The organism is Micromonospora sp. NPDC049799, assembly GCF_040656655.1.
Classification (GTDB): Bacteria; Actinomycetota; Actinomycetes; order Mycobacteriales; family Micromonosporaceae; genus Micromonospora.
Map to the genome: position 1 here is coordinate 1 of NZ_JBFAMU010000717.1, position 2,000 is coordinate 2,000.

General features: G+C 70.9%; 2 protein-coding genes and 1 pseudogene. 1 reads left to right on the forward strand and 2 read right to left on the reverse strand.

Annotated elements, in window-relative coordinates; all coding sequences use genetic code 11:
• Both AB0I76_RS28670 and AB0I76_RS28675 read right to left on the reverse strand, forming a co-directional pair.
• Positions 1-348: pseudogene (locus AB0I76_RS28670) on the reverse strand (anti-sigma factor); the annotation flags it as partial.
• Positions 302-904 carry a sigma-70 family RNA polymerase sigma factor gene (locus tag AB0I76_RS28675; RefSeq protein WP_357041895.1) on the reverse strand — a complete coding sequence of 201 codons (603 nt, stop codon included), beginning with the start codon at positions 902-904 and terminating at the stop codon, positions 302-304. The gene AB0I76_RS28675 and the pseudogene AB0I76_RS28670, both read right to left, overlap by 47 nt.
• 243 nt (positions 905-1,147) lie before the next feature.
• Here AB0I76_RS28675 and AB0I76_RS28680 point away from each other — a divergent pair.
• The coding region (locus AB0I76_RS28680) for a DUF4397 domain-containing protein (protein WP_357041898.1) at positions 1,148-2,000 on the forward strand (853 nt) is incomplete at its 3' end.

The following is a 2,000-nucleotide window of genomic DNA, read 5'->3' on the forward strand; positions in this document are numbered from 1 at the left end:
CCAGCGGCTGCGCCGGTGTGGCCGGGGCGTGAGCACCACGCCGCCGGTCGGGTCCGCGTCGCCGCGGTCGTCGGTGTCGTCCGGCCGCTGCCTGCTGCGGGCGTCGCCGAGCGACGGCAGGTCCTCCGCCGCCCGGATCTCGGCCATGATGCCCTGCCAGACGTGCTCCGGAGGGTCCGGCAGCTCCCGCATGCCCTGGGTGCCGGCACCGAGGCCGGCGACGTGCTGCAGGGTCCGCATCTCGACCCGGCAGTGCTCGCAGCTGTCGAGGTGGGTGCTCTCGCCGCTGTCCGCGTCGCTCTCACCGAGCGCCAGAAAGACCAGCCGGTCGTGGTCCAGGTGCTGCACCGTCCACCTCCCATCTGCGTTTCAGGTTCGCCATGCCGCGCCGGATGTGACTCTTCACCGTGCCCAGGGGCACGCCGGTCACCGCCGATATCTGTTGGTGTGTCAGGTCGTCGAAGAACGCCAGTTCCAGCATGCGTCGCTGGTCGTCCGGTAGTCGAGCCAGCTCGTCCGCGACCACCAGCCGGTCGACCACCGTGTCCGGGTCCGGGCCGGTCTGCGCCGGCTCCGGCAGTTGCCGGACCGTCTCGACCACCCGGGTCTCCCGGGCCGAGGCCCGCAGCCGGTCGATCACCTTGCGCCGCCCGATGCCGAGCAGCCAGCCGATCAGCGAACCCTTGGTCGGATCGAAGGTGTCCCGACCCAGCCAGGCTGCGACGAACGTCGCCTGGGTCACGTCCTCCGCGTCACTGCGGTTGGCCAGTGTGCTCGTGGCCAGGTGGAGCACCGCGCGACCGTACCGGTCGTACGCCTCCCGCAACGCCAGTTCGTCGCCGGCGCGGAATCGCGCGGCCAGGTCGTCCTCGGGAGGTGCCGGTTCGCGTCGTTCCGCCGTCACCGGGCGGTTCGCCTTCCTTGGGGCATGCCCGACTGTAACTCCCACAGTCATCGCCCCACTTCTCCGGTCGGTGTGTCCCACACGTCGTTCACCTGCTCTTCGTTGCCGCAGGACCGTTCGGATGCGGCCGGAGGAAAGAAAAAGAAATGTTCCTCGGCCGCATCCGGCCGGCGTGGAGCCGGCGTAACCCGTTCTGCAAGCCAGGCCTGACGAATCAGCACCAATCACCAGGAGGCAGTCATCATGCAGCTCTCGAACTTCCGTCGGGTCGCGGCGGGCGGCGCGGTCGCCGCGCTGACGTTCGTCGGGGTCGGCGCCCTCACCGCCACTCCCGCGTACGCCGCCACCTCCAAGGTCTCCGTCGTCCACGGCATCCCGGACACCCCGGTCGACGTGTACGTCAACGGCGAGAAGACGCTCAGCGACTTCAAGCCCGGCGACGTGGCGGGCCCGCTGGACCTGGAGGAGGGCGCGTACGACATCGCGCTGACCAAGCCGGGCGAGGCGATCGGCAGCGCGATCCTCAAGGTCGACGACGCGCAGGTGCCGGGTGGGGCGAACATCAGCATCGCCGCCCACCTGGACGCCGCCGGACAGCCGAAGATCACGCCGTTCGTCAACGACACCTCGAAGGTCGACGCCGGCAAGGCGCGACTGATCGTCCGGCACACGGCCGCCGCCCCGGCGGTGGACGTCCGGGCCGGTGGCACCCCGGTCTTCGAGGACCTCACCAACCCGAACGAGGCCAAGGGCGATGTCGACGCCGGCACCGTGAAGGCGGACGTGGTGCTCGCCGGCACCGACACCGTGGCGATCGGCCCGGCGGACCTGAACCTCAAGGAGGGAACCGCCACGATCGTCTACGCGATCGGCTCGGCCGAGGCGGACAGCCTCGACATCGTGGCGCAGACCATCACCGGTCTGCACTCCGCTCCGGCCGGTGTGCCCAGCGGTGACGGTGGCCAGGCCGGCACCGGCGTGGACACCTGGTGGTACGTGCTGGCCGGCGCCGGGCTCCGGGGTCTACATCTTCCGGGCCGCCGACGACCGCCCGCTCTACGTCGGCACGTCGGTCGACATCGCCACCCGGGTGCGC